This window comes from Corynebacterium suedekumii, assembly GCF_030252185.1.
In the GTDB taxonomy this organism is placed as follows: Bacteria; Actinomycetota; Actinomycetes; order Mycobacteriales; family Mycobacteriaceae; genus Corynebacterium; species Corynebacterium suedekumii.
Map to the genome: position 1 here is coordinate 246,845 of NZ_CP126970.1, position 20,975 is coordinate 267,819.

Annotated in this window: 13 protein-coding genes, 2 tRNA genes, 3 rRNA genes and 1 pseudogene; 5 read left to right on the forward strand and 14 right to left on the reverse strand. The window is 64.5% G+C overall.

Translation table 11 applies throughout. From position 1 onward, the window contains the following. Positions 1-421: 421 nt before the first annotated feature. Both ykgO and QP029_RS01205 read right to left on the reverse strand, forming a co-directional pair. On the reverse strand, positions 422-544 hold the full coding sequence (gene ykgO / locus QP029_RS01200; RefSeq protein ID WP_005511141.1) for a type B 50S ribosomal protein L36: 123 nt from the start codon (positions 542-544) through the stop codon (positions 422-424). Between the two features lie 152 nt (positions 545-696). Beyond that, on the reverse strand, positions 697-2,055 hold the full coding sequence (locus QP029_RS01205) for a sugar porter family MFS transporter (RefSeq protein WP_284875101.1): 1,359 nt from the start codon (positions 2,053-2,055) through the stop codon (positions 697-699). 27 nt (positions 2,056-2,082) lie between these two features. Between QP029_RS01205 and nadE the strand changes: the two genes are divergently transcribed. Beyond that, positions 2,083-2,988 carry an NAD(+) synthase gene (nadE, locus tag QP029_RS01210; RefSeq protein ID WP_284875102.1) on the forward strand — a complete coding sequence of 302 codons (906 nt, stop codon included), beginning with the start codon at positions 2,083-2,085 and terminating at the stop codon, positions 2,986-2,988. Positions 2,989-3,038: 50 nt separating this feature from the next. Here nadE and QP029_RS01215 read toward each other — a convergent pair. From QP029_RS01215 to pgm, 7 genes and pseudogenes are all read right to left on the reverse strand, one after another. Then, positions 3,039-3,677: pseudogene (locus tag QP029_RS01215) on the reverse strand (fructosamine kinase family protein); the annotation flags it as partial. A gap of 2 nt (positions 3,678-3,679) precedes the next feature. After that, a complete protein-coding gene (locus QP029_RS01220) occupies positions 3,680-4,102 on the reverse strand; it encodes a pyridoxamine 5'-phosphate oxidase family protein (protein ID WP_284875103.1) in 423 nt (140 codons plus the stop codon). A gap of 94 nt (positions 4,103-4,196) precedes the next feature. Then, positions 4,197-4,269 (reverse strand) — tRNA-Ala (locus QP029_RS01225). A 39-nt stretch (positions 4,270-4,308) separates the two neighbouring features. Beyond that, a tRNA-Ala gene (locus QP029_RS01230) sits at positions 4,309-4,381 on the reverse strand. A 120-nt stretch (positions 4,382-4,501) separates the two neighbouring features. Next, positions 4,502-5,236, reverse strand: a complete 735-nt coding sequence (locus QP029_RS01235) for a DsbA family protein (protein WP_284875104.1) — start codon at positions 5,234-5,236, stop codon at positions 4,502-4,504. A 58-nt stretch (positions 5,237-5,294) separates the two neighbouring features. Further along, a complete protein-coding gene (locus tag QP029_RS01240) occupies positions 5,295-5,696 on the reverse strand; it encodes a DoxX family protein (RefSeq protein ID WP_284876113.1) in 402 nt (133 codons plus the stop codon). Between the two features lie 260 nt (positions 5,697-5,956). Further along, a complete protein-coding gene (gene pgm, locus QP029_RS01245; RefSeq protein ID WP_284875105.1) occupies positions 5,957-7,615 on the reverse strand; it encodes a phosphoglucomutase (alpha-D-glucose-1,6-bisphosphate-dependent) in 1,659 nt (552 codons plus the stop codon). Between the two features lie 187 nt (positions 7,616-7,802). On the opposite strand from pgm, the gene QP029_RS01250 reads away from it, so the two are divergent. From QP029_RS01250 to QP029_RS01260, 3 genes are read left to right on the forward strand one after another with little or no spacing between them, the layout of a single operon-like run. Beyond that, on the forward strand, positions 7,803-9,221 hold the full coding sequence (locus QP029_RS01250; RefSeq protein ID WP_284875106.1) for an alanine/glycine:cation symporter family protein: 1,419 nt from the start codon (positions 7,803-7,805) through the stop codon (positions 9,219-9,221). Continuing rightward, complete coding sequence (locus QP029_RS01255; RefSeq protein WP_284875107.1) at positions 9,222-9,527, forward strand: fluoride efflux transporter family protein; 306 nt, start codon at positions 9,222-9,224, stop codon at positions 9,525-9,527. It begins immediately after the preceding gene. After that, positions 9,524-9,859, forward strand: a complete 336-nt coding sequence (locus QP029_RS01260) for a fluoride efflux transporter FluC (protein ID WP_284875108.1) — start codon at positions 9,524-9,526, stop codon at positions 9,857-9,859. Before QP029_RS01255 ends, QP029_RS01260 begins: the two co-directional genes overlap by 4 nt. Here the strand turns inward: QP029_RS01260 and QP029_RS01265 are convergent. Next, entirely contained in the window at positions 9,851-12,397 is a 2,547-nt protein-coding gene (locus QP029_RS01265) for an ABC transporter permease (RefSeq protein ID WP_284875109.1), read from the reverse strand. The genes QP029_RS01260 and QP029_RS01265 overlap by 9 nt on opposite strands. A gap of 25 nt (positions 12,398-12,422) precedes the next feature. Then, on the reverse strand, positions 12,423-13,187 hold the full coding sequence (locus tag QP029_RS01270; RefSeq protein ID WP_284876114.1) for an ABC transporter ATP-binding protein: 765 nt from the start codon (positions 13,185-13,187) through the stop codon (positions 12,423-12,425). Between the two features lie 418 nt (positions 13,188-13,605). Between QP029_RS01270 and ilvD the strand changes: the two genes are divergently transcribed. Beyond that, positions 13,606-15,321 (forward strand): dihydroxy-acid dehydratase, encoded by a 1,716-nt coding sequence (gene ilvD / locus QP029_RS01275; protein ID WP_432418711.1) that lies wholly within the window; start codon positions 13,606-13,608, stop codon positions 15,319-15,321. 74 nt (positions 15,322-15,395) lie between these two features. Here ilvD and rrf read toward each other — a convergent pair. From rrf to QP029_RS01290, 3 genes are all read right to left on the reverse strand, one after another. Next, positions 15,396-15,513: ribosomal RNA gene (rrf, locus tag QP029_RS01280) — 5S ribosomal RNA — on the reverse strand. A gap of 139 nt (positions 15,514-15,652) precedes the next feature. Beyond that, a 23S ribosomal RNA gene (locus tag QP029_RS01285) occupies positions 15,653-18,739 on the reverse strand. Positions 18,740-19,138: 399 nt separating this feature from the next. Continuing rightward, a 16S ribosomal RNA gene (locus tag QP029_RS01290) occupies positions 19,139-20,663 on the reverse strand. Together the 16S, 23S and 5S rRNA genes form the textbook arrangement of a ribosomal RNA operon. Positions 20,664-20,975: the final 312 nt, after the last annotated feature.

The following is a 20,975-nucleotide window of genomic DNA, read 5'->3' on the forward strand; positions in this document are numbered from 1 at the left end:
CTCAACGAATGACGTCTAAAAGTCGGGTGATCCGCGTTCTTCTCTGGGTTCTTCTCCGGATCCGCTGCCATTCGGCGGCGACATGAAACGACACTATACTTTGTGGTGGAAACCCGCAACTAGCACCACATATAGTAGTTACATCGATGAAACTCCCAGGACACACCACCCCGGAGGCCCACATGTTGACCCGGCTCGGGGGCGGGACCACAACCGTGAAACAACAACCGTGGGATTTGTGCAGTTCGCAGCCCGGCGCGTTATGCAATTGTTATCTTCGGCCGGAATGCTGGGCACGGTACCACCCCGGCCCCTCCCCCACGTTCACGCGTCTCGCCCGCCCGGGGCAGTGCCCGCCAACGACGACAGCCGCCCACCCCACGAGGGAGTGGACGGCTGCCACCTGAAGCTCACACGCGACTTAACCCTGGCGGGCCTTGAAGCGCGGCTCCTTCTTGTTGATCACATAGACCTTGCCACGACGACGCACAACCTGGGCGCCCGGCTTATTCTTCAGCGACCGAAGCGACTTGCGGACCTTCATCGGGCGCTCCTTTCTGTATGCGCGATATCGGAATGCGACTAATTTTCCTGCAGTGACCGGGGATCCCCCGCCGATTGACTCGGCGAGTCCACCAGCCATGACACGAGGGGATATGTTACCCGACGATCCGGCGATCCACCAAAACCCGGGTGTCAGCGGTCGAATCGTTCCTTGAGTTCCCGGCCGACCTCCTCGAGACTGCGGCCGGTGGTCTCCGGGATGAAGGTGCGGACGAAGCCGAGCGCGACGATGCCGAGGACGGCGAACATGACGAACGTCCCGGACCCGGACAGCAGCGCGACGAGCGGGAGGAAGAACTGTGCGACGGCCCAGTTGGCCACCCACAGCGCCAGGCCGGCGATGCCCATGCCCAGGCCGCGGATCTTCACCGGCACGAGCTCGGAGATGAGCAGCCACGTCGTCGGCGACACGGCGGCCTGCTGGAAGGCGATGAACAGGGCCATGAGGGCGAGGGAGAGCATGGCCACCGCGGTGTTGCCGTCAGCGAAGCGGTAGGCGACGGCCAGGGCGATCAGGGAGATGACGTTGCCGGTCAGGCCGATGAGCAGGAGGCGACGGCGGCCGACGCGGTCGACGATCTGCAGCCCCACCCAGCAGGCGATGACGCTGACCACGCCGATGACAATGGCGGTGTACACCGAGTTCTCGGTGGAGATGCCCACCTGGTTCATCATCGTGGGCGCGAAGTACACGATGGCGTTGACGCCGGTGATCTGCTGCGTGATGCCGATGCACATCGCCACCAGCACGGTGATCCGCAGCCAACGGTGCGCCTTCAGCGCCTGCCACTCACTGCGCCTGCTTATCGACGCCCCGTCCCCCACCCGGTCCTCGATGTCCAGCTCCGCGAGCGTCATCCCCGCCCGCGCCGCGGTCTCCCGGGCCTTGTCCAGCCGCCCGCGGCGGGCGTACCAGACGGGGGTGTCGGCGAGGAACCACATGCCCACGACGAGGATGGCGCCCGGAACGGCCGCCATGCCGAGCATGAGGTGCCAGTTGCCGGTCGGCGCGAGTGCGGAGTTGACCAGGTAGGCGAGGAGCTGGCCGACGACGATCATGAAGGTGTTGAGCGAGACCATCTTGCCCCGCACGTCCCCGGGCACCTTCTCGGAGATGTACATGGGCACGACGATGCTCACCGCGCCGACGGCGACGCCGAGGAAGGTGCGGGCCGCGCCGAGCATGAGGACGGTCAGGGCCACGGCGCACCACAGGGAACCGAGGACGAAGATGAGGCCACCGATGATGAGTGTCATGCGCCGCCCGAGCCGGTCGGCGATCTGGCCACCGGTGAGGGCGCCGACGGCGGCGCCGACGAGCAGCATGGAGGTCACCCACCCCTCCTCCGTCGGGCCCATGTCGAACTCGGGGCTGATGAAGAGGAGGGCGCCGGACATCACTCCGGTGTCATAACCGAAGAGGAGTCCGCCGAGCGCGGCGACGGCCGCGACGATCCGCACGTACCGGCGGGTGGTGTCAGTCTGTTTCACAAACCAGGATTGTTCCACCGCACTACGATGACTGTCATGTCTGCGAACCCGGATGCCCTGCAGCGCGAGATCATCTCCGCCCTGCATGTGAAGCCCTTGATCGATCCAGCAGAAGAGGTCCACAATCGTGTCACCTTTCTGGCCGACTACCTCCGGAACAGCGGTGCCCGCGGATTCGTCCTCGGCATCTCCGGCGGCCAGGACTCCACCCTCGGCGGCCGCCTCGCCCAGCTGGCGGTCGAGCAGGTCCGCTCCCGTGGCGGCGACGCCGAGTTCTGGGCGGTGCGCCTGCCCCACGGCGTCCAGTCGGACGAGGACGACGCCCAGATCGCCCTCGACTTCATCAACCCCGACCACCGCCTGACGGTCGACATCGCCCCCGCCACCGCCGGGATATCGGACGCGGTGGCCGACGCCCTCGGCCAGCCCGAGCTCGGCGACTTCAACGAGGGCAACGTCAAGGCCCGCCAGCGCATGATCGCCCAGTACGCCATCGCCGGGGAGAAGGGGGCCCTGGTGATCGGTACGGACCACGCGGCGGAGAACGTCACCGCCTTCTTCACCAAGTTCGGCGACGGCGCCGCGGACCTCCTGCCGCTGGCCGGCCTGAACAAACGGCAGGGCGCGTTGATCCTCGAGTACCTCGAGGCTCCGGAATCCACGTGGACCAAGGTGCCCACGGCCGACCTGGAGGACGACCGCCCGGCACTGCCCGACGAGGAGGCCCTCGGCGTGACCTACCGGCACATCGACGACTACCTCGAGGGCCGCGACGTCCCGGACGCCGCACGCGAGCGCATCGAGCACCTGTGGCGGGTGGGCCAGCACAAGCGCCACCTCCCGCCGGGCCCGGCCGAGACCTGGTGGCGCAGTTGGGTCACACCCAGCCGCTCACAGGAGGCCAGCGCCGCGGTGACCAGCGGGCGGGCGTAGCCCGGGCCGTGCGTGAGCGTGTGCACGGCCAACGGGTGGAGCTGGTGCATCGGGATCCATTCCCGGAAGTCCCGCGCCAGGTGCCGGATCTCCCCGTAGCCGGCGAAGATGTCGTCGAGGTACGGGGCACCGAACAGGGCGAGCATGCCCAGATCGGTCTCCGGGTGCCCACCGTGGGCGGCCGGGTCGATGAAGGCCGGGCCGTCCTCACCGAACAACAGGTTGCCCGACCACAGATCACCGTGGATGCGGGCGGGCTCGACATCCCAGGTCGCCTCCTCGATGGCGGCGCAGGCCCGTTCGACGTGGCGCAGCCCGTCGACGTCGAGATTTCCCGCCTCCTGGGCCTGGCGGGCGAAGGGCAGGACCCGCTGGCGGGTGTAGAACCGCCCCCAGTGGTCCGTCGGGGTGCACTCCTGGGGCTGGGTGCCGATGTAGTTCGGCCCGTCCCACCCCGGTGGCGGTGAGCCGAAGGCCGGTGCCCCGGCGAGGTGGATGCACGCCAGTTCCCGGCCGGCGATGCGCGCGGCCTGGCGGGTGGGTGCGGTGGTGATCACCCGCGACGTCGTCACGCTGTGGTCATCCACGGCGACGACCTCCACCACGTGGTCGGAGGCCTCCCGCAACCACCGCAGACCGGCCGCCTCCGCCTCGGCGGAGCGGGGCTCACGGGGGCGTTTGGTGAACACCGTCAGTACCGGTCCGGCTCCTCGGCGATGGTGAACTGCCGACCGGAGATCTCATCCGGGCTCACCTTCACCCAGTTGTACTTCAGAGTCGGCGCCCACGGCTTGAGGTCGAGGGTGTCCGCGTGGGAGATCTCGGCGGACTCGGTGAGCACCCGGGCGGTACCGCGCACCACGACAGACCAGGCGGTGCCGTCGACGACACCGTCCGCCTCGAAGAGGACGTCGTGGTTGAGGTTGATGGTGAACAGCTTCGACCCCTCCGCGGTGCGGAAGAAGATCGCCCCGTCATCCACGACGAAGTTGACGGGGAAGATGTCCAGCTCATCGCTGCGGCGGACGACGATGCGCCCCGGCTGCACGTCGTTGAGGTAGGCGAGGGACTGCTCGGTGGTCAGCTCGGTGAAGACGTCATCAATGTAGGCCATACGCCCTTTATACCTCCCCCACCCTGCCCCGCACCGGGCAACGGGAAAACCGGCCACCACCGCGGTGTGCGATGATGACCGGTTGCCCGTTCAGTGGAGCTAAGGGGACTCGAACCCCTGACCCCCACACTGCCAGTGTGGTGCGCTACCAGCTGCGCCATAGCCCCGTATTCATTTTTCTCTCCGGTCCCCCTCGCGGGAGACAGTGGAGCTAAGGGGACTCGAACCCCTGACCCCCACACTGCCAGTGTGGTGCGCTACCAGCTGCGCCATAGCCCCTTGGTGTTAACTCATGTAAATGTACACGGCCCGTGATCGGCCGACCAAATCCACAGGTAGGAACGGAAAAGAGGGGCTCACCGCGGCGGCGGTGACCCCCTCCTCACACGGGTGACGGGTCTAGGACTGCAGGACCGCGTCGATCCACTGGTTGATGTCGTCGACCTGGACGTCCTGGCCGTCCTGGACGACCCGCGGCGAGGAGACCTCACCGGTCTCCGCCTGCAGCTTCTCGGCATTGGCGGTGGTCATGGCGACGGCGTCCTCCTGGTGCGCGCCGCTGCGGATGGCCTCGACGACGTCGTCGCCGGCACCGATCGCCTGGGCGGCGTCAGCGAAGTCCTCGTTGCTCCACTTGTTGAAGATGTCCTCCTGCTCCTCCATGAGGGCGGAACGGTAGTTCCAGTACAGGTCGGTGTCGCCGGACTCGGCGACGGCGGCGATGGCGGCGGCCGCCTTGGTGGAGTGGCCGTCGGTGTTGCCACGGTCGAGGAAGTTGAGGGTTCGGATGTTGACCACGAGGTCTCCGGCCTCGACGGCGTTCTTCATCTGCTCGTCGGTCTCCAGGGCGAGGGTGGAGCAGTAGGGGCAGGAGTAGTCCTCGTAGAGGTCCACGACCTCGGCATCCGCGCCGGCGTTCTCGGCCCGCAGGGTCATGGCGTTGTCGCTGTAGTCACCCTCGAAGCCGACGTTGACGTACTCGCGCTCCGCGAGGTGCTCGGTCTTCTTGCCCTGGCCGGAGATGACGATGTAGCCGATCACCACGGCGGCGATGACGACGACCGCGAGGATCGCCCAGAGGAAACCGCTTCCTCCCTTGGCGTTCGGGTTGCTGACCTTCGTGGACTTGCTCATGTTCCTTCTCTCCGTGTGGGGTTGTGCGTCTCGGGGTGGTTCCGGGTGAATCGTACCGTCAGGGGTACAGCGCGAACTTCTTGAACGGCCGCTTGATGGTCCAGATTGTCAGGGCGAGGTAGCCGACGTCGCGCAGGATGGTCTTGAGGTAGTCCATCGCCTGCTCGTCGAGGTTGACATCGACGTTGAAGCAGCCGCAGTCGATGGCCAGGCCGCGGGCCCAGGCCTGGGCGATGCCGATCATGAACAGGACGAGGACCACGGCCGCGACCTTGCTGGATCCGCGGAGGAAGATACCCAGCAGGAGCAGGACACCGCCCGCGATCTCCAGGGGGCCGATGAGGCGGGCCAGGTAGTCGGCCCACTGGGGCGTGAAGATCTCGTAGGCGGCGATGGTCTGGGTGACCGCCATGTGGTCGTTGAGCTTGGCCACGCCGGCGCTGATCCAGATGTAGGCCATGTAGAAGCGGGCGATGGCGCTGATGATGTCGAGGACCCGCCGGGTGGTGGGCCGGGACCAGAATCCGTCGCCCGCCCCGCTCCCCGCGGAGGGTGCGGCCTCAGCGGGCAGCGCGGAGGCGGCCGTCGAGCCGGTCTGTTCAGTACCGGTCTGTTCAATAGTGGACACGCCAACAGACCTTAGTCGACGCCGTGGACGGGGCGGTAGATGAAATCTCCCACACCGCCCGTCTCACAGGCGGCTGCCAGCTGACCGCCACGCTACTGTCCGAGAACCTCACTGACCAGTGCCTGCGCCTCCGCCTGGACCTGGCGCAGATGCTCTTCGCCGCGGAAGGACTCGGCGTAGATCTTGTACTTGTCCTCGGTGCCGGAGGGGCGGGCCGCGAACCAGGCGCTCTCGGTGGTGACCTTGAGGCCGCCGATGGGGGCACCGTTGCCGGGTGCCTCGGTGAGCTTGGCGGTGATGGTCTCACCGGCCAGCTCGGTGGCGGTGACCTGCTCCGGGGACAGCTTCTTCAGCACAGCCTTCTGCTCGCGGTTGGCCTCGGCGTCGGTGCGCGCGTAGGCGGGGGCACCGTAGGTGTCGGCGAGCTCGGCGTAGCGCTGGGAGGGGGTCTTGCCGGTGACGGCGGTGATCTCCGAGGCGAGGAGGTCGAGGATGAGGCCGTCCTTGTCGGTGGACCACACGGTGCCGTCATGGCGGAGGAAGGAGGCCCCGGCGGATTCCTCGCCACCGAAGCCGATGGTGCCGTCGATGAGGCCGGGGACGAACCACTTGAAGCCGACGGGCACCTCGACGAGGGTCCGGCCGAGTTCGGCGACGACCCGGTCGATCATGGAGGAGGACACCAGGGTCTTACCCACGGCGGTCTCGGCGGCCCAGTTGGGTCGGTGGGCGAAGAGGTACTCGATGGCCACGGCGAGGTAGTGGTTGGGGTTCATCAGCCCGGCGTCGGGGGTGACGATGCCGTGGCGGTCCGCGTCGGCGTCGTTGCCGGTGGCGATGTCGTACTTGTCGCGGTTGTGCACCAGGGAGGCCATGGAGTTCGGGGAGGAGCAGTCCATGCGGATCTTGCCGTCGGTGTCCAGGGTCATGAATCGCCAGGTGGCGTCGACTTGCGGGTTGACCACGGTGAGGTTGAGTCCGTGGGCCTCGGCGATGGCGCCCCAGTAGTCCACGGCGGCACCGCCCATGGGGTCGGCGCCGATGGAGAGCCCGGAGTTGCGGATGGCCTTGATGTCCACGACGTTGGGCAGGTCGGCGACGTAGGTGTCCAGGTAGTTGTACGTGCCGGCCCGCTCGTCAAGGACCCCGCTGACCGGGGTGCGGGGGATGTTCTCCAGGTTGGTGCGCAGGTAGCCGTTGGCACGCTCGGCGATCCAGTCGGTGGCGTCGGTGTCGGCGGGGCCACCGGAAGGCGGGTTGTACTTGAAGCCGCCGTCGCGGGGCGGGTTGTGGGAGGGGGTGATGACGATGCCGTCGGCCCGCTTCGGGTCGGTGCCGGTCACGCCGCCGGCCAGGCCCGCGTTGTGGGCGAGGATGGCGTGGGAGACGGCGGGGGTCGGGGTGTAGCGCCCGCGGTCGTCGACGAGCACGGCGACGTCGTTGGCGATGAGCACCTCGAGGGCGGAGACCATCGCCGGTTCGGAGAGGGCGTGGGTGTCACGGCCGATGAACACGGGGCCGCCGATGCCGTTGGCCCGGCGGAAGTCCACGATCGCCTGGGTGGTGGCCAGGATGTGCGCCTCGTTGAAGGCGGTGTCCAGGGAGGACCCCCGGTGGCCGGAGGTGCCGAAGGAGACCTGCTGGTCGGGGTTCTCCACGTCCGGGGTGCGCGTGTAGTACGCGGTGACCACCTCGGCGATGTCGATGAGGTCCTCGGGTCGTGCCAGCTGGCCGGCGCGCTCGTGTGCCATGTCGGGTGTGCTCCTTCGCGGGGTCGACAGTTCTGGCCCCCATTGTCGTCGGCTGCCGACCTCCCCGCAGGGCCTGCGGGCCGACCTCCCATTGATCACCCCCGCCAGGGGGCAGGTGCCGCCAACTTTTTGTCGGTTCATAGAAATCCCATGGTGATCTGGCCCACGGTGAAGTAATTTCCCCAGCATGGAATCGCTACAGAATGCCCTCGACACGATCGGCGGAGTCGTGTGGGGACCTTTCGTCCTCATCCCGCTGCTGCTCGGCACCGGCCTCTACCTGACCATCCGCCTCGGCGGTCTCCAGTTCCGCACCCTGGGGCGCGCCCTGCGCCACGGCCTCATCGACAACTCGGACGCCGACGGCAAGGGTGACATCTCCAACTACCAGGCGCTGACCACCGCCCTGGCCGCGACGGTCGGCGTGGGCAACATCGTCGGTGTGGCCACCGCCATCTCCGTCGGCGGCCCGGGCGCCCTGTTCTGGATCTGGGTGACCGGCCTGGTGGGCATGGCCTCGAAGTACACCGAGGCGTTCCTCGGTGTGCGGTTCCGCACCACGGACGCCAAGGGGGAGATCTCCGGTGGCCCGCAGTACTACCTCAAGCGGGGCATTCAGGGCCCGGTGGGCAAGGTCCTGGCCTTCGCGTTCGCCATCTTCGCCGTGATCGCCTCCTTCGGCATCGGCAACCTCACGCAGGCCAACGCCGTGGCCACCAACCTGGAGTCCACATTCGGCCTCGACCCGATGGCCTCCGGTGTCATCATGTTCATCCTGCTCGGCGCGGTCCTCCTCGGCGGCATCCAGGCGATCGGCCGGATCACCGCCGCGTTCGTGCCCATGATGATCGTCATCTACGTCGTCGGCGGCATCATCGTCCTCATCCTGCAGGCGAGCTCCATCCCCGCGGCCCTGGGCCTCATCTTCACCGACGCCTTCACCGGTACCGCCGCCACCGGTGGTTTCGTCGGCGCCGGCATCATGCTGGCCATCCAGTTCGGTGTCGCCCGCGGCATCTTCTCCAACGAGTCGGGCATGGGTTCGGCCGCCATCGCCGCCGCCGCGGCGAAGACCTCCCACCCGGTGCGTCAGGGCCTGGTGTCCATGACCCAGACCTTCATCGACACGCTCATCGTCGTCTCCATCACCGGCCTGGTCATCGTCACCACCGGCGTGTGGGACCAGGGCCGCGAGACCGCCGGTGTCATGACCGCGGACGCCTTCTCCGTCGCCCTGCCGGGTGAGTGGGGCGGGGTCATCGTCTCCCTGTCGATCATCTTCTTCGCGTTCTCCACCATCCTCGGCTGGTCCTACTACGGTGAGCGTTCCCTCGAGTCGCTCATCGGCCGCATCGGCACGGTCCCTTACCGCATGGTCTTCACCGCGGTCGCGTTTATCGGCGCCACCGTCGAGCTGGAGCTGGTCTGGTCCTTCTCCGACCTGGCCAACGGCCTCATGGCCCTGCCGAACCTCATCGGCCTGCTCATCCTCTCCGGCCTGGTCGCCCGCGAGACCCGCGCGTACCTCAAGTTCGACCCGAAGCTGCGGGCCTCCCCGGAGGAGGTCGGTGCCTTCCTCCGCGCCCAGGGCAGCGACTGGAAGTAAGTGAAGGAACCGCTGCTCGTCGGGGCCGGTGCCGCCTGCGGCGCACTGGCCCGCTACGCCGCGGACATGATTCTGGGAGCCGGGATGTGGCCGCTGCTGGCGGTCAACATCCTCGGCTCCTTTCTCATGGGGGCACTGCGGCCGGGCCCGTTCTGGGGGACGGGCGTCCTCGGGGGATTCACGAGCTTCTCGACGTTCGCCCTGCTCACCCTCGGCTCCTCCCCCACCGCCGCTGCCGGCTACGCCGCCCTCACCGTCCTCGGCTGTGTCGGCGGCTGGCTGCTCGGGGACGGGGTCCGGCGGTGACCGCGATTCTGGCCGTCCTCGCCACAGTTGTCGGTGGATTCCTCGGCGGCGTGGGCCGGTGGGCCCTGTCCCGCCGACCCGGTGGGCGGTGGGGGACGTGGGGTGCGAACGTGATCGCGTGTGTGGTGATGGGGGCGGTCGTCGGCACGCGGGAGCCGCTGGCGCTGCTGTGGGGCACCGGGGTCGCCGGCGCCCTGTCCACCTGGTCCACCCTGGCTCGGGAACTGGGCCAGAACGTGCGACAGCGCCGCTGGCGCACCGTGGTGGGGTACGCGACAGCGACGCTGCTGGCCGGTCTCGCCGGGATCTGGCTGGGCGGTCTCCTAGTCTGAGATCGCGTCCAGGGGCGGGGTCTTCGCCGCCCGGTTGGCCGGCCAGATGGCGGCGAAGACACCGACCACCGCTGAGCCCAGGAGCATCCAGGCGAGCATGCCCCACGGCACCGAGAGGGTGTCCAGGCCCTGGTCCTTGAGCACCTCGAGGAACGCCCAGCCCAGGCCCAGGCCGATGAGCATGCCCATGACCGCGCCGAAGATGGCGATCTGGACCGCCTCGAGCGTGATCATCGTGCGGATCTGGCGACGCTGCGAACCGACGGCGCGGAGCATACCGATCTCCTGGCGGCGCTCGATGACTCCGAGGGTGAGCGTGTTGACGATACCGAGGATCGCGATGATCACCGCCAGCGCCAGCAGCGCATAGAGGATGTTGAGCATCTGGTCGATGGACTGGCCCGCCTGGCCCGCCATCTCCTCCGTGCTCATCACCTGCACCACGATGAAGCCCTTGACGGCCTCCTCGAGGTTGGTGCGCAGCTGCTGGTCATCCACCGAGCCGTCCCCGTTGACACCGACCATGGTCACCGTCAGGGCATCTGGCGGGACCAGGTCCCGGACCAGGTCGGTGGTGATGGCCATGTTGGCCACGACATTGTTGGGCTCGAAGATGCCCACCAGCTCGGCCTCGGCGGTGTTCTCGGTGATCCCCGGGGCCGTGAGCTCCATCGTCTGACCGACCTCCCAGCCGTTCTTCTCGGCGAAGTCGGAAGAGGCGATGACACCCGGAGTCTCGTCGAGGTCGGTCGTACCGTCGGTGATCTCGCCGACCGCGAGATCGGAGAGATTACCGTCGAGCAGCATCGACTGGCCCTGCGGGCCGAACTGGGTGGAGGCCTTGCCGTCGGCGTAGACCGGGGCGGTCGAGATGGTGACCACCTGGCCGACGCCGTCGGTGTCACGGGCGACCTGTGGCACCTCCGCCGGGGTGGGGAAGTTCGCGTCGGTCGGGCCGGAGAGGATGTAGTCCGCGGTGATGCTGTTCTCCACCACGTCCGAGATGGAGGCCTTCATCGTGTCACCGAGCATGCCGATCGCGGTGACCAGGGCGATGCCGAGGGTCAGGGCGAAGGCGGTGGCGGAGGTGCGGCGCGGGTTGCGCCGGGAGTTGGTCGACGCGAGCCTGCCCACCGCCCCGAAGGGCAGTCCGATGATCCGGCCGAGCGTGGGCACGATCGGCAGCGATAGGGCCGGGCCGGCGAAGAAGAAACCGACGATGACACCGAACGCGCCGATGCCCACGAGGACGGCACGGGTGGAGGTGGACGAGTCGGTGAGCAGCACGCCCGCGACGGCCGCGACGATGCCGACCGCCATGAGGACCGCGCCGACGATGGTGCGGCCCACCAGCGACTGTTCGCTGGAGGCCTCGGTCGACCGCATCGCCTCCACCGGACGGATCGCCCCGGCCCGGCGGGCCGGCATCCATGCGGAGACCACCGTCACCACGGTGCCGAGGACGATGGGGACGAGCACCGCGGTCGTCGACAAGCCGAGACCCGCGTCCGGCAACGCCAGACCCTGGCTGGCCATGAACGCCTTGATGCCCGCCACCAGGCCCATGCCGGCGAGGACGCCGAGGGCGGAGCCGACGAGACCGACGAGGAACGCCTCGAACACCACGGAGCGGGTGATCTGCTGACGCGAGGCACCCAGGGCACGCAGCAGCGCGAACTCCTTGGTGCGCTGCGCGACGATCATGGAGAAGGTGTTGGCGATGAGGAACGTGCCCACCAGCAGGGCGACCAGGCCGAAGGCGACGAGGAAGTAGTTGACGAAGCTCAACGCCTGCGACATCAGCCGGGTCACCTCCTCGGCCAGGGCCTCACCGGTCTCCACCTCGACGCCCTCGACGGACTGGCTGAGATGGTCGACCAGTTCCGTGTCCGCGGTGCCGTCGGCGGCGGAGACGGTGAGCTGGCCCGCCAGATCCCCGGTGGCGTACCGGTCCTGGTAGGCCTGCTCCTCCATCGCGGCCATGACGGACTGCCCCTGGTCGAGCTCGTTGTCGTAGAAGCCGGTCACCGTCATGGTGTGACGGGCCTGCGGGTCGACGACGAGAAGCTCATCACCCACCGAGATACCGAACTTCTCGGCACCGGCCTGATTGACCACGATCTCACTGTCCCCGACCGGGGCCTGCCCTTCGACCAGCTCCGTGGGCTGACCGACCCGGTCCTCGGGGTCGTACCAGATGCCCATCGAGGACGTGCCACCGCCGGTCTGGATCGGCTCCTCGTCCGAGGTGGCCAGCACGACGGTCGTCGATGCGGTGAGGTTGACGTTGCCCACCCGCTCATCCGCCGCGATTTGCTCACGGGTCTGCGGGGTGATGCCCGGGGCGTCCTCGGCGGGCGAGACGACCGCGTCGACCCCCTCGTAGGCGTTGTTGACCGCCGACTTGAACGTCGCGTCCAACGAGTTGGTGAACATGAACGCGCCCGAGATGAACGCCGTACCCAGCACCACGGCGAGGACCGTGAGCGCCAGACGGAGCTTATGGGCGGCGATGTTGCGCAGGCTGACCCTGCTCATGGTGTTTCCGGTTGCCATCGGGCGCCTAGCTCTCGATGCCGGCCATGGTGGCCAGAATTTCGTCGATGGTCGGGTCGAGGATCTCGTTGATCAGCCGACCGTCCGCCAGGAACACGACCCGGTCCGCATAGGAGGCGGCCTTCGCGTCGTGGGTGACGATCACCACCGTCTGGTCATCCTGGTCCACCGCCGTGCGGAGGATGTCCAGCACCTCCCGGGAGGAGTTCGAGTCGAGGTTGCCCGTCGGCTCATCACCGAAGATGATCTCCGGACGCGACACCAGCGCACGCGCACACGCGACACGCTGCTGCTGACCACCCGACAGCTCCGCCGGACGGTGGGTGAGACGGTTGGTCAGCCCCAGCCGGGAGGTGATCTCCTCGAACCACTCCTGGTCCACCTTCGCACCGGCGATGTCGGACGGCAGGGTGATGTTCTCCGCTGCGGTGAGCGTGGGGACGAGGTTGAAGGACTGGAAGATGAAGCCCAGCCGGTCACGCCGCAGTGCCGTCATCTCCTTGTCCCGCAGGCCCGACAGGTCGGTGTCACCGATGTACGCGGAACCGGAGGTGGCCGAATCCAGGCCGGCCATGCAGTGCATGAGCGTCGACTTACCCGAACCCGACGGGCCCATGATGGCGGTGAACTGGTTCCGCGCGAACTCCACGTCGACGTGATCCAGCGCGGTCACTGCGGTCTCCCCCTCGCCGTACTGCTTGAACAGGCCCACCGCGCGGGCAGCGGCCCCCGCAGGGCCCGCCGCCCGGTGCTTACCCGTGACGGAGTCCACGGCATCCGTGTCCGCCGGCTGTGCCGCGTGGCGGGGGCCCTCGACCGTGTCACCGGCGGCGGTGGCACCGGCCGTGGTCTCCGGGACGGCTGCCGTGCCCGTGGTGTCGGCCGTGTCCTGAGTCGCCGGGGTCGCCGGGTCCTCGGGCAGGTTCGTGGGGGTGTGGTCACGCTCTGACATGGTCGGGGTTACTTCCTTCTTCACACGGTCTAGGGACAGGGATGACTGGACAGGATGGAATGAGACTTCCACGGTACCGGCCCGGCACTCCGGGCACATCGGGGGATTCCCCCACATTCACCTGCCGTGAACTGCAGGTGGCGCACAGGGTCCACCTGGCACGCTACCTGGCCTGACCGCCACGTCCGAACCGTCGGCCGGATTCCCAGCATCTCCCTAGACTTGGGCCATGTCCCCGATGACCCCCATCACAGACAGCACCGACCGCCCCGACATCAAACCCCGTTCCCGGGACGTCACCGACGGCCTGGAACGCACCGCCGCCCGCGGCATGCTCCGCGCCGTGGGCATGGGTGACGAGGACTGGGCCAAACCCCAGATCGGCGTCGCCTCCTCATGGAACGAGATCACCCCGTGCAACCTCACCCTGCGGTCCCTGGCGGATCACGCGAAGAACGGCGTCCACGCCGCCGGCGGCTACCCCCTGGAGTTCGGCACCATCTCCGTCTCCGACGGCATCTCCATGGGACACGAGGGCATGCACTACTCCCTGGTCTCCCGCGAGGTCATCACCGATTCCGTGGAGACCGTCATGAGCGCGGAACGTCTCGACGGCTCCGTCCTCCTCGCCGGTTGCGACAAATCCATCCCCGGCATGCTCATGGCCGCCGCCCGCCTCGACCTGTCCAGCGTCTTCCTCTACAACGGCTCCACCATGCCCGGCACCGCCACCATGTCCGACGGCAGTGAACGCGAGGTCACCCTCATCGACGCCTTCGAGGCCGTCGGCGCCTGCCGCGCCGGCACCATGAGCGAGGCCGACGTCGACGCCATCGAACGTGCCGTCTGCCCCGGCGAGGGCGCCTGCGGCGGCATGTACACCGCCAACACCATGGCGTCCGCCGCTGAGGCCATGGGTATGTCCCTGCCCGGCTCCGCCGCTCCCCCGGCCATCCACCGCAGCCGCACCGAATACGCCCGCCACTCCGGCGAGGCGGTCGTCGGACTCCTGCAGCAGGGCATCACCGCCCGCGACATCATCACCCGTGAATCCCTGCTCAACGCCGTCGCCGTGGTCATGGCCCTGGGCGGATCCACCAACGCCGTCCTCCACCTGCTCGCCATCGCCCGGGAAGCCGACGTCGAGCTCACCCTCGCCGACTTCAACGCCGTCTCCGACCGCGTCCCCCACCTGGGCAACCTCAAACCCTTCGGCCGCTACGTCATGAACGACGTGTTCAAGGTCGGGGGCATCCCCGTCGTCATGCGGGCGCTTTACGACGCCGATCTCATCAACGGTGACTGCCTCACCGTCACCGGCCGCACCGTCGCCGAGAACCTCGCCGACATCAACCCACCGGACCCCGACGGCACCATCCTCCGGGCCCTGGACAACCCGATCCACACCACCGGTGGACTGAGCATCCTCCACGGATCCCTCGCCCCGGACGGCGCCGTGGTCAAGACCGCCGGCTTCGACGCCGAGACCTTCGAGGGCACCGCCCGCGTCTACGACCAGGAGAAGCCCGCCATGGACGCGGTCCTCAACGGTGAGCTGAAGAAGGGCGATGTGGTGATCATCCGCTACGAAGGCCCCAAGGGCGGACCGGGCATGCGGGAGATGCTCGCCATCACCGGCGCGATCAAGGGCGCCGGAATCGGCAGGGATGTCCTCCTCATCACCGACGGCCGCTTCTCCGGCGGCTCCACGGGCCTGTGCATCGGCCATGTCGCCCCCGAGGCCGTCGACGGCGGACCCATCGCCTTCGTCCGGGACGGTGACCCGATCCGGGTCGACATCGCAGCCCGCACCATCGACGTCGACATTCCGGACGACGACATGATTCGCCGGCGGGCCGACTGGCAGGTCCCCGACAATCCCCGCCTGCACGGTGTCCTGGGGAAGTACGCAAAGCTCGTGCACTCCGCCGCCGAAGGCGCGGTCTGCCACTAGCCGCTGAATCGCGAAAAGAGAGGTTCACTCCATCACGGAGTGAACCTCTCTTCTCTCTATATTCTTAAGTTTTTGGTCGGCGGTAACTTACTCTCCCACACCCTCCCAGGTGCAGTACCATCAGCGCGAACAGGCTTAGCTTCCGGGTTCGGAAAGGGACCGGGCGTTTCCCTGCCGCTATCAACCACCGACACACATGCGGGAACAGTACCGTTCCGGTGCGTGTGTCGTGTCAGACACTGCATAGTGGACGCGAACCACACCATCACTGGTGCGATCAAATAATTTGTTTTGTTACAAACGCAAGCAACACATCACCAACCCAACAGAGTGTGTGTGTTACGTCGGTAAATTAGTACCGGTCACCTCCACACATTACTGTGCGTCCAGATCCGGCCTATCAACCCCGTCATCTCCAGGGAACCTCAAAAGAAACCTCATCTCGAAACAGGCTTCCCGCTTAGATGCTTTCAGCGGTTATCCCTTCCGTACGTAGCCAACCAGCCCTGCCCCTGGCGGAACAACTGGCACACTAGAGGTACGTCCGTCCCGGTCCTCTCGTACTAGGGACAGCCTTCCACAAGTTTCTACGCGCGCGGCGGATAGAGACCGAACTGTCTCACGACGTTCTAAACCCAGCTCGCGTGCCGCTTTAATGGGCGAACAGCCCAACCCTTGGGACCTACTCCAGCCCCAGGATGCGACGAGCCGACATCGAGGTGCCAAACCATCCCGTCGATATGGACTCTTGGGGAAGATCAGCCTGTTATCCCCGGGGTACCTTTTATCCGTTGAGCGACACCACTTCCACAAGTAGGTGCCGGATCACTAGTCCCGACTTTCGTCCCTGCTCGAGCTGTCACTCTCACAGTCAAGCTCCCTTGTGCACTTACACTCACCACCTGATTGCCAACCAGGCTGAGGGAACCTTTGGGCGCCTCCGTTACTCTTTAGGAGGCAACCGCCCCAGTTAAACTACCCACCAGGCACTGTCCCCGACCCAGATCATGGGCCAAGGTTAAGGTATCCAATCCGATCAGAGTGGTATTTCAACAACGACTCCCACACAACTAGCGTCATGTGATCACAGTCTCCCACCTATCCTACACAAACCGAACCGAACACCAATACCAAGCTATAGTGAAGGTCCCGGGGTCTTTTCGTCCTGCCGCGCGTAACGAGCATCTTTACTCGTACTGCAATTTCACCGGGCCTGTGGTTGAGACAGCAGGGAAGTCGTTACGCCATTCGTGCAGGTCGGAACTTACCCGACAAGGAATTTCGCTACCTTAGGATGGTTATAGTTACCACCGCCGTTTACTGGGGCTTAAATTCTCCGCTTCGACCACCGAAGTGATCTAACAGGTCCTCTTAACCTTCCAGCACCGGGCAGGCGTCAGTCCGTATACATCGACTTAAGCGTCTTCGCACGGACCTGTGTTTTTAATAAACAGTCGCTTCCCTCTATTCTCTGCGACCACCACCAGCTCACCATGCAAGATGGGTCACCGACAGTGGCCCCCCTTCTCCCGAAGTTACGGGGGCATTTTGCCGAGTTCCTTAACCACAGTTCACCCGAACGCCTTAGTATTCTCTACCTGACTACCTGTGTCGGTTTAGGGTACGGGCCATATATGTACATCGCTAGAGGCTTTTCTCGACAGCACGGGATCACCGACATCACCCCAAAGGGCTACGCATCACGTCTCACACATCCAAGGGGCGGATTTACCTCTCCCCTCGTGCTACACGCTTACACCACAATCCAATAAATGGCTCGGCTACCCCACTGCGTCACCCCATCACTTGGCTACTACCAGTTCAGGCCCCACGCACGCACACAACACGACAAGCAAAGCTTCCCGTGATCGTGATTGTGGGTGGTTAGTATCACTGATTCACACATGGGCGCACATACACGGGTACGGGAATATCAACCCGTTGTCCATCGACTACGCCTGTCGGCCTCGCCTTAGGTCCCGACTCACCCTGGGAAGACGAACTTGACCCAGGAACCCTTAGTCATCCGGCGGACAAGATTCTCACTTGTCTATTCGTTACTCATGCCTGCATTCTCACTCGCACACACTCCACCGCCCCTCACGGTACGGCTTCACAGCAGTGCACGACGCTCCCCTACCCAACATCCCGCAAACGGGATTGTTGCCGCGGCTTCGGCGGTGTACTTGAGCCCCACTACATTGTCGGCGCAGAACCACTCGACCAGTGAGCTATTACGCACTCTTTCAAGGATGGCTGCTTCTAAGCCAACCTCCTGGCTGTCTTCGCGATCCCACATCCTTTTCCACTTAGTACACGCTTAGGGGCCTTAGCCGGCGATCTGGGCTGTTTCCCTCTCGACTATGAAGCTTATCCCCCACAGTCTCACTGCTGCGCTAACTTAAACCGGCATTCGGAGTTTGGCTGACATTGCTAAGATTGTAGTCCCGCTCAACCAACCAGTAGCTCTACCTCCGGCAAGCACCACACAACGCTGCACCTAAATGCATTTCGGGGAGAACCAGCTATCACGGAGTTTGATTGGCCTTTCACCCCTACCCACAACTCATCCCCTCAGTTTTCAACCTAAGTGGGTTCGCGCCTCCACAGAGTCTTACCTCTGCTTCACACTGGCCATGGGTAGATCACTCCGCTTCGGGTCCAGGACATGCCACTAACAACACCCTCGTTAGGATTCGCTTTCGCTACGACTACCCCACACGGGTTAACCTCGCGACATGCCGCTGACTCGCAGGCTCATTCTTCAAAAGGCACGCCATCACACACAAGAGGTGCTCTGACGGATTGTAAGCACATGGTTTCAGGTACTATTTCACTCCCCTCCCGGGGTACTTTTCACCATTCCCTCACGGTACTATCCGCTATCGGTCACACTGAGTATTTAGGCTTACCGGGTGGTCCCGGCAGATTCACAGCAGATTTCACGAGCCCGCTGCTACTCGGGAAAAACAACAACAACCAGCAAGCGCCCTACACGTACAGGACTCTCACCTACTCCGGCAGGCCATCCCAGACCACTTCCGCTAAACACTCAACTGGTCGCCCCAGGCTGACAGACCCAGGCCGTTGCATCCCACAACACCGCATGCGCAACCCCTGTCAGGTATCACACACACACGGTTTAGCCTCATCCACGTTCGCTCGCCACTACTAGCGGAATCATTGTTATTTTCTTCTCCTACGGGTACTGAGATGTTTCACTTCCCCGCGTCAACCCCCACAACAGCTATGAATTCACTGAAAGGTGACCACCCATAACGATGGCCGGGTTTCCCCATTCGGACATCCTCGGATCAACGCTCAGTTGACAGCTCCCCGAGGCATAACGCAGTCTCTCACGTCCTTCATCGGCTCAGTATGCCAAGGCATCCACCATGTGCCCTTACACAAACACACAACAACCACACCACCAGACCCCACAAAAAGGGAACCCGACGATGCGACTGGTGAACATGACTTACTCACAAAACAAAAAATAAAGATGCTCGCGTCCACTATACAGTTCTCACACAACACACCACCCCACCCACACCACACACAACCGCGTGTGACCTGGTTCAGGGATGATCACCGGGAACAATGTTGCCCCAGACACCCAAAAGCATGCCAACGCACCCCACCCACCACAACGGGCACGATGATGTTTCCTGATAACCGATCATGCGCTTATATGGTCACCCACACGGTACGCGTCCACCCGATTCATTGATGCCGGCGGGTCAACACGCGTGACCACCAACCAGCGAAATGCCCGGACACCGCTACTGCGGTACGGGACTTTGTTAATGCTCCTTAGAAAGGAGGTGATCCAGCCGCACCTTCCGGTACGGCTACCTTGTTACGACTTCGTCCCAATCGCCGATCCCACCTTCGACAGCTCCCCCACAAAAGTGTTGGGCCACTGGCTTCGGGTGTTACCAACTTTCATGACGTGACGGGCGGTGTGTACAAGGCCCGGGAACGTATTCACCGCAGCGTTGCTGATCTGCGATTACTAGCGACTCCGACTTCATGGGGTCGAGTTGCAGACCCCAATCCGAACTGAGGCCGGCTTTCAGCGATTAGCTCCACCTTACGATGTCGCGACGCGTTGTACCGACCATTGTAGCATGTGTGAAGCCCTGGACATAAGGGGCATGATGATTTGACGTCATCCCCACCTTCCTCCGAGTTGACCCCGGCAGTCTCTCATGAGTCCCCACCATCACGTGCTGGCAACATAAGACAAGGGTTGCGCTCGTTGCGGGACTTAACCCAACATCTCACGACACGAGCTGACGACAACCATGCACCACCTGTACACCAGCCACAAGGGAAAGACCATCTCTGGCCCGGTCCGGTGTATGTCAAGCCCAGGTAAGGTTCTTCGCGTTGCATCGAATTAATCCACATGCTCCGCCGCTTGTGCGGGCCCCCGTCAATTCCTTTGAGTTTTAGCCTTGCGGCCGTACTCCCCAGGCGGGGCGCTTAATGCGTTAGCTACGGCACAGAAGTCGTGGAAGACCCCTACACCTAGCGCCCACCGTTTACGGCATGGACTACCAGGGTATCTAATCCTGTTCGCTACCCATGCTTTCGCTCCTCAGCGTCAGTTACTGCCCAGAGACCTGCCTTCGCCATTGGTGTTCCTCCTGATATCTGCGCATTTCACCGCTACACCAGGAATTCCAGTCTCCCCTACAGCACTCAAGTATTGCCCGTATCGCCTGCACGCCCGGAGTTAAGCCCCGGAATTTCACAGACGACGCGACAAACCACCTACGAGCTCTTTACGCCCAGTAATTCCGGACAACGCTCGCACCCTACGTATTACCGCGGCTGCTGGCACGTAGTTAGCCGGTGCTTCTTATACAGGTACCGTCACAAAAAGCTTCGTCCCTGTCGAAAGAGGTTTACAACCCGAAGGCCGTCATCCCCCACGCGGCGTCGCTGCATCAGGCTTGCGCCCATTGTGCAATATTCCCCACTGCTGCCTCCCGTAGGAGTCTGGGCCGTATCTCAGTCCCAATGTGGCCGTCCACCCTCTCAGGCCGGCTACCCGTCGACGCCTTGGTAGGCCATTACCCCACCAACAAGCTGATAGGCCGCGGGCTCATCCTGCACCGAAAAAACTTTCCACCCCCCACACTAAAGGAGGGTCCTATCCGGTATTAGACCCAGTTTCCCAGGCTTATCCCGAAGTGCAGGGCAGATCACCCACGTGTTACTCACCCGTTCGCCACTCGAGTACCCCCAGCAAGCTGAAGGCCTTTCCGTTCGACTTGCATGTGTTAAGCACGCCGCCAGCGTTCGTCCTGAGCCAGGATCAAACTCTCCACAAAAAACTTCTGATAGAAGAAAAAGGCTGTGAAAAGCCCAAACCCAACCAAAAACAAACAACCGACGATTCAAAAATGATTCATCAATTGTCCGAAAAATCACGAACCACCACACCACCCACACCACAAACAGCAGTATGAGCGGATCAGCTGGTGATCCGGCCACCGGTGCCTGTCCCGACGGGGATTAGCAGACACCAGGTGACAAAAAACAGATGAGACCAATGCTGCATCCGCACCCGAAACAGTTCACCACACACAGTGTGGCGCGTTGTTTACAGTGGCACCCATTCCAAGTGAACATCAGGTACCACC

Excerpts from the sequence above, each read along its gene's own strand:
- nadE (WP_284875102.1), top strand. The coding sequence starts at position 2,083 with ATGACTGTCATGTCTGCGAACCCGGATGCCCTGCAGCGCGAGATCATC.
- ykgO (WP_005511141.1), bottom strand. The coding sequence starts at position 544 with ATGAAGGTCCGCAAGTCGCTTCGGTCGCTGAAGAATAAGCCGGGCGCC.
- QP029_RS01250 (WP_284875106.1), top strand. The coding sequence starts at position 7,803 with ATGGAATCGCTACAGAATGCCCTCGACACGATCGGCGGAGTCGTGTGG.
- pgm (WP_284875105.1), bottom strand. The coding sequence starts at position 7,615 with ATGGCACACGAGCGCGCCGGCCAGCTGGCACGACCCGAGGACCTCATC.
- QP029_RS01220 (WP_284875103.1), bottom strand. The coding sequence starts at position 4,102 with ATGGCCTACATTGATGACGTCTTCACCGAGCTGACCACCGAGCAGTCC.
- QP029_RS01240 (WP_284876113.1), bottom strand. The coding sequence starts at position 5,696 with ATGGCCTACATCTGGATCAGCGCCGGCGTGGCCAAGCTCAACGACCAC.
- QP029_RS01265 (WP_284875109.1), bottom strand. The coding sequence starts at position 12,397 with ATGAGCAGGGTCAGCCTGCGCAACATCGCCGCCCATAAGCTCCGTCTG.
- QP029_RS01235 (WP_284875104.1), bottom strand. The coding sequence starts at position 5,236 with ATGAGCAAGTCCACGAAGGTCAGCAACCCGAACGCCAAGGGAGGAAGC.
- ilvD (WP_432418711.1), top strand. The coding sequence starts at position 13,606 with ATGACCCCCATCACAGACAGCACCGACCGCCCCGACATCAAACCCCGT.